Annotated in this window: 5 protein-coding genes; all 5 read left to right on the top strand. The window is 72.3% G+C overall.

Features of this window, described 5'->3' with window-relative positions; genetic code table 11:
• The first annotated feature begins 37 nt into the window (after positions 1-37).
• The 5 genes from AB0E83_RS34715 to AB0E83_RS34695 all read left to right on the top strand — a co-directional run bounded on the left by AB0E83_RS34715 (position 38) and on the right by AB0E83_RS34695 (position 6,046).
• Positions 38-1,186: an SIS domain-containing protein gene (locus AB0E83_RS34715; protein WP_362120702.1), complete on the top strand. Its 1,149-nt coding sequence runs from the start codon at positions 38-40 to the stop codon at positions 1,184-1,186.
• A gap of 187 nt (positions 1,187-1,373) precedes the next feature.
• Complete coding sequence (manA, locus tag AB0E83_RS34710; protein WP_362120700.1) at positions 1,374-2,525, top strand: mannose-6-phosphate isomerase, class I; 1,152 nt, start codon at positions 1,374-1,376, stop codon at positions 2,523-2,525.
• A 72-nt stretch (positions 2,526-2,597) separates the two neighbouring features.
• Positions 2,598-3,572, top strand: a complete 975-nt coding sequence (locus tag AB0E83_RS34705) for a cation diffusion facilitator family transporter (RefSeq protein WP_362120698.1) — start codon at positions 2,598-2,600, stop codon at positions 3,570-3,572.
• A gap of 292 nt (positions 3,573-3,864) precedes the next feature.
• Entirely contained in the window at positions 3,865-5,319 is a 1,455-nt protein-coding gene (gene ahcY, locus AB0E83_RS34700) for an adenosylhomocysteinase (RefSeq protein WP_362120696.1), read from the top strand.
• Positions 5,320-5,428: 109 nt separating this feature from the next.
• Complete coding sequence (locus AB0E83_RS34695) at positions 5,429-6,046, top strand: hypothetical protein (protein WP_362120695.1); 618 nt, start codon at positions 5,429-5,431, stop codon at positions 6,044-6,046.
• Positions 6,047-6,350 lie beyond the last annotated feature (304 nt).

The raw sequence follows: 6,350 nt of genomic DNA, 5'->3' as shown, positions 1-6,350 counted from the left end.
TGTCCCCGGCCAGGCCGCCCCGCACCCCGGAGGTCCCATGCTGGACGAGACCCTGCTCGACGCACCGGACGCCCTCGCCCTGGCCGACCGCCGCGGCCTCCTCCGCGGCGCCGCCGAGGCCGGCGCCCGGGTCCGGACCGCCGCCCGCCACGCCACCGAGGCCGGCATCGCCGAACTCCGCCCCGAGGGCCGCCCCCGCGCCGTCCTCGTCGCGGGCCCCGGCACCGCCGCCGCCGGCGTCGCCGACCTGATCGGCGCCCTCGCCGGCGCCTCCGCCCCCGTCGTACGCCTCGCGCCCACCGGCGTCGCCCCCGCCGCCGGCGCCCTGCGCTGGACCCTGCCCGGCTGGGCCGGCTCCGTGGACCTGCTCCTGCTGCCCACCACCGACGGCTCCGAACCCGGCCTCGCCCTCCTCGCCGAGCAGGCGTACCGCCGCGGCATCACCGTCGCCGCCGTCGCCCCCGAGGGCTCCCCGCTCTCCGAGGCCGTCAACGGCTCCCGCGGCCTCTTCGTCCCCCTCGCGATGGCCCCGCACGAGGCACCCGACGAGTACGGCGAGAACCTCGCCGCCAGCCCCGGCGCCCTCTGGGCCCTCTTCACCCCGCTGCTCGCCCTCCTCGACCGCGTCGGCCTCCTCGAAGCCCCGCCCGAGGCCCTGGAGCGCGTCGCCGACCGGCTCGACCGCACCGCCGAACGCTGCGGCCCCGCCATCGCCACGTACTCCAACCCGGCCAAGACCCTCGCCGCCGACCTCGCCGAGACGCTGCCCCTGATCTGGACCGAGGGCGACGCCGCGGGACCGGTCGGCCGCCGCTTCGCCGCCGTCCTCGCCGAACTCGCCGGCCTCGCCGCCCTCGCCGCCGCCCTCCCCGAGGCGCTCCCCGCCCACGGCGTCCTCCTGGCCGGCGCCTACGCCGCCGCGGCCGACCCCGACGACTTCTTCCGCGACCGCGTCGAGGAGCCCGAGGCCCTGCGCGCCCGCGTCGTCCTCCTCCGCGACCGCCCGGCCGGCAGCCTCAGCGCCGCCCCCGCCGCCCGCGAACTCGCCCTCGGGCACGAGACCGCGGTCAGTGAATTCGAACCCGAGGAGGGCGACGCCCTGGAGACCCTCGCGGAACTCCTCGCCGTCACCGACTTCGCCGCCGTCTACCTCGCCCTCACCACCTCGGGCCACATGGCCCCCTGACGCCCCGCAGGACGACACGGGGAGCACGGGAGCGCCCCTCCCCGGCGCACGCCCCCGGGCCACACCGGCGTACGGCCCCGGTCACCCGCACGCCCGCTCCCGGACGCCCGCGCGTCACCCGCCCCCTGTCATCTGTCGTCTGGCACCGTCATCGCCACCGTCACCGCCCGAGGAGCTGGAAGGCACCATGGACCGCCTCGTCAACACCGTCCGTCCCTACGCCTGGGGATCCACGACGGCCATCCCGGAACTGCTCGGCACCGCCCCCACCGGCGAGCCGCAGGCCGAGATGTGGATGGGCGCCCACCCCGGTGCCCCCTCGCTCACCGCCCGCGGGCCGCTGAACGAGCTGATCGAGGCCGACCCCGCACGCGAACTGGGCCCGGCCGCCGTCGAGAAGTTCGGCCCCCGCCTCCCCTTCCTCCTCAAGGTCCTCGCCGCCGGGGCCCCGCTCTCCCTCCAGGTCCACCCCGACCTGGCGCAGGCCCGCGCCGGACACGCCGCGGAGGAGGCCGCCGGCATCCCGGTCGACGCCCCCCACCGCACCTACAAGGACGACAACCACAAGCCCGAACTGATCTGCGCCCTCACCCCCTTCGAGGGATTCTGCGGCTTCCGCGTCCCCGCCGAGGCCGCCGACACCCTCGCCGCCCTCGGCGTCGACTCCCTCAAGCCGTACGCGGACCTCCTCCACGCCCACCCGGAGGAGGACGCCCTCCGCGAGGTCCTCACGGCCCTGCTCACCGCCGACCCGGACGAGATGGCGCACACCGTCACCGAGGCCGCCGCGGCCGCCGAGCGCCTCGGCGGCGCCTTCGCCCCGTACGCCGTCCTCGCCCACCACTTCCCGGGCGACCCCGGCGTCATCGCCGCGATGCTCCTCCACCACGTCCGGCTCCAGCCCGGCGAGGCCCTCTACCTGGGCGCCGGCGTCCCGCACGCCTACCTCTCCGGCCTCGGCGTCGAGATCATGGCCAACAGCGACAACGTGCTCCGCTGCGGCCTCACCCCCAAGCACGTCGACGTCCCCGAACTCCTCCGGATCGTCCGCTTCGAGCCCGGCGACCCCGGCGTGCTGCGCCCCGAGGCGTCCCCGTCGGGCGAGGAGGTCTACGAGACCCCCATCGACGAGTTCCGGCTCTCCCGCCTCGTACGCGCCGAGGGCGCCGCCCCCACCGACCTCACCGCTGCCACCCCCCAGATCCTGCTCGCCACCGCCGGACGCCCGAAAGCGGGCGAAACCACCCTCTCCCCGGGCGAGTCCGTCTTCGTCCCCGCCGGCGAGCCCGTCGAACTCTCCGGAGCGGGCACCGTGTTCCGCGCCACCGTCGTGGCCTGATGCAACAATGACCGGCCGTACCGCGGTCCCGGTCACCGGGCCGGAGCATCGACGAAGGGAACAGACAGACCCATGAGCGCGTCAGGCGGAACCAAGGCGATCGTGGCGGCCCTCGCCGCCAACCTCGCGATCGCCGCAGCCAAGTTCGTGGCGTTCCTCTTCAGTGGCTCGTCCTCGATGCTCGCCGAGAGCGTCCACTCCCTCGCCGACTCCGGCAACCAGGGCCTGCTCCTGGTCGGCGGCAAGAAGGCCCAGCGCGAGGCCACCCCCCAGCACCCCTTCGGCTACGGCCGCGAGCGGTACATCTACGCCTTCCTCGTCTCCATCGTCCTCTTCTCCGTCGGCGGCATGTTCGCCATCTACGAGGGCTACGAGAAGATCAAGCACCCCCACGAGATCGAGGCGTGGTACTGGCCGGTCGGCGTCCTCGTCTTCGCGATCATCGCCGAGACCTTCTCCTTCCGCACCGCCATCAAGGAGTCCAACCAGGTCCGCGGCGGCCTCTCCTGGAAGGAGTTCGTCCGCCGGGCCAAGGCCCCCGAGCTGCCCGTCGTCCTCCTGGAGGACCTCGGCGCCCTCGTCGGCCTGATCCTCGCCCTCGGCGGCGTCGGCCTCGCCCTCCTCACCGGCGACGGCATCTGGGACGGCATCGGCACCCTCTGCATCGGCGTCCTGCTCATCCTCATCGCGATCGTCCTCGCCCTGGAGACCAAGTCGCTCCTCCTCGGCGAGGCCGCCGGCCTCGACGAGGTGAAGAAGATCGAGGACGCCATCGTCGACGGCACCACCGTCACCCGCCTCATCCACATGCGCACCCTCCACCTCGGCCCGGAGGAGCTCCTCGTCGCCGCCAAGATCGCCGTCGCGCACGACGACACGGCCGCCGACGTGGCCCGCGCCATCGACGCCGCCGAGGAGCGGATCCGCGCCGCCGTCCCGATCGCCCGGGTGATCTACCTGGAGCCGGACGTCTACAGCGAGTCCGCCGCCGCGGCCGGCCCCGACCCGTCCGCCACCCCCGGCGGCCCCGGCGGCACCGGCCACTGACCCCGCACACCCGCCGAACATCCTGCCGAGGCCCCCGGAGCGCAGCACGCGCCCCGGGGGCCTCGCCCGTACGGCCTGCGGGCCGTGGGCCGATCGGTGTAGATTCGTGACGAGCCAGACGTCGCTGCTGATGGCGGTCGGGCGGTCCCCCGGGACCGGCCGAGGGAGAGAGGGCCTCCGACGACTGCACCGCGAACCACCCGGGCATTCGTGTGCCCGCAGGTGCCTCGACCGCGGTGTCAGGCGCCACACCCGTCCCTCGCCACTCGATCCACGAGGAGCAGCACCCGTCATGACGACCGCCGCACACCAGGACTTCAAGGTCGCCGACCTGTCCCTGGCCACCTTCGGCCGTAAGGAGATCACCCTCGCCGAGCACGAGATGCCCGGCCTGATGGCGATCCGCCGCGAGTACGCCGAGCAGCAGCCCCTCGCCGGCGCCCGCATCACCGGCTCCCTGCACATGACGGTGCAGACCGCCGTCCTCATCGAGACCCTCGTCGCCCTCGGCGCCGAGGTCCGCTGGGCCTCCTGCAACATCTTCTCCACCCAGGACCACGCCGCCGCGGCCATCGCCGTCGGCCCGAACGGCACCCCGGAGAACCCGCAGGGCGTCCCGGTCTTCGCCTGGAAGGGCGAGACCCTGGAGGAGTACTGGTGGTGCACCGAGCAGGCCCTGACCTGGCCGAACACCCCCACCGGCGGCCCGAACATGATCCTCGACGACGGTGGTGACGCCACCCTCCTCGTCCACAAGGGCGTCGAGTTCGAGAAGGCCGGCTCCGCCCCGGACCCGTCCACCGCGGACAGCGAGGAGTACGGCTACATCCTCCAGCTCCTCAACCGCACCCTCGCCGAGTCCCCGCAGAAGTGGACCCAGCTGGCGTCCGAGATCCGCGGCGTCACCGAGGAGACCACCACCGGCGTCCACCGTCTCTACGAGATGATGCAGGCCGGCACCCTCCTCTTCCCGGCGATCAACGTGAACGACGCCGTGACGAAGTCGAAGTTCGACAACAAGTACGGCTGCCGGCACTCCCTGATCGACGGCATCAACCGGGCCACGGACGTCCTGATCGGCGGCAAGACGGCCGTGGTCTGCGGTTACGGCGACGTCGGCAAGGGCTGCGCGGAGTCGCTGCGCGGTCAGGGCGCCCGGGTGATCGTGACGGAGATCGACCCGATCTGCGCGCTGCAGGCGGCGATGGACGGCTACCAGGTGACGACCCTGGACGAGGTGGTGGAGACGGCCGACATCTTCATCACGACGACGGGCAACAAGGACATCATCATGGCCTCGGACATGGCCAGGATGAAGCACCAGGCGATCGTCGGGAACATCGGTCACTTCGACAACGAGATCGACATGGCCGGTCTCGCCAAGGTGCCCGGCATCGTCAAGGACGAGGTCAAGCCGCAGGTCCACACCTGGACGTTCCCCGACGGCAAGGTCCTCATCGTCCTGTCCGAGGGCCGCCTGCTGAACCTCGGCAACGCGACCGGTCACCCGTCGTTCGTGATGTCGAACTCCTTCGCGGACCAGACCCTGGCCCAGATCGAGCTGTTCACGAAGCCGGAGCAGTACCCGACCGACGTGTACACGCTGCCCAAGCACCTGGACGAGAAGGTCGCCCGCCTCCACCTCGACGCCCTCGGCGTCAAGCTGACGACGCTCCGCCCGGAGCAGGCCGCCTACATCGGCGTCAAGGTCGAGGGTCCGTACAAGCCGGACCACTACCGCTACTGATGCCCCAGGCCCAGTAACGAGGACTCAGGCAGGCCCCCGCACCCCCGTGCCGGGGGCCTGCCCCGTTCCCCGCCCGCCCTCACCCCTCCCGGAAGCCACCCGAGGACCCATGCCCCGCGGCCGCTATTCGCTCCACGACCCGCACGACCACACCCCCCTCGGCGAAGAACACTTCCACTGCGCCCCCGGACCCTCCGGCTGGCGCTACGTCTCCCAGATCACCACCCCCTCCGGCGACCACGCCGGTTCCGTCGACCTGGCCGTCGACGAACTCGGCCGCCCGATCCGCCTGGAACTCCACGCGGCGAGCTGGCAGGTCCGCGGAGCCGCCCTCGACGGCGTCACCTGGGTCCGCACCGACCCCACCGGAACCCACGCCACCGAAGGCAACGTCCGCGCCCACGCCTTCTCCGGCACCTCCCCGGCGTTCCTGATCGCCCTCACCCGCCTCCTCCGCCTCCCCCCCGGTTCCCCCGAGACCCGCGTCCGCCTCGTCACCTTCACGGACCCGGTCCTCGCCCCCCTCACCGTCGACCAGTCCTGGGCCCTGCTGAAAAGCGAAGCGCACCCCACTGACAACGGCCCCCTGCTCGTCGACGAGTACCAGGTCAGCACCCTGGACACAGGAGAGCGGCACACCGTCCACATCGCCGGCGACGTCGTCCTCGCCGCCCCCGGCATCGAGCTGGAGGACCTCGACTCGCCCCCCTCGGCCTTCCCGGCCTGACCGCCCCCGCCGCCGATGTGCGTCGCCCCCCGCCGAGCTGGTACTGTCCTCCGGTGCCCGCAAAAGCTGTTGACACGGCGGCTGCGGGGAGGTAGATTCAGGTAGTTGCCTGGAGCTGTACAGCTCGGTAGCAATCAACTAGAGTCTGACTCACTCCCGATTCTTGTCGAGAATCACGAAAAGCCACCGATTAGGTAGCCGGAAATGATTCTGATAAAGTCGGAAAGCGCCGGAAGGCCCCGAGAGAAAAAGAATCGGGACCGGAAAGCACCGAGGAAATCGGATCGGAAAGATCTGATAGAGT

It is taken from the genome of Streptomyces sp. NPDC035033 (assembly GCF_040636735.1).
In the GTDB taxonomy this organism is placed as follows: domain Bacteria; phylum Actinomycetota; class Actinomycetes; order Streptomycetales; family Streptomycetaceae; genus Streptomyces.
Note: the sequence above shows the minus strand (reverse complement) of the source record. Positions and strands in the feature narration are given on the sequence as shown.

Coding starts and splice junctions, on each gene's coding strand:
- AB0E83_RS34705 (WP_362120698.1), top strand. CDS start 2,598: ATGAGCGCGTCAGGCGGAACCAAGGCGATCGTGGCGGCCCTCGCCGCC.
- ahcY (WP_362120696.1), top strand. CDS start 3,865: ATGACGACCGCCGCACACCAGGACTTCAAGGTCGCCGACCTGTCCCTG.
- AB0E83_RS34715 (WP_362120702.1), top strand. CDS start 38: ATGCTGGACGAGACCCTGCTCGACGCACCGGACGCCCTCGCCCTGGCC.
- manA (WP_362120700.1), top strand. CDS start 1,374: ATGGACCGCCTCGTCAACACCGTCCGTCCCTACGCCTGGGGATCCACG.
- AB0E83_RS34695 (WP_362120695.1), top strand. CDS start 5,429: ATGCCCCGCGGCCGCTATTCGCTCCACGACCCGCACGACCACACCCCC.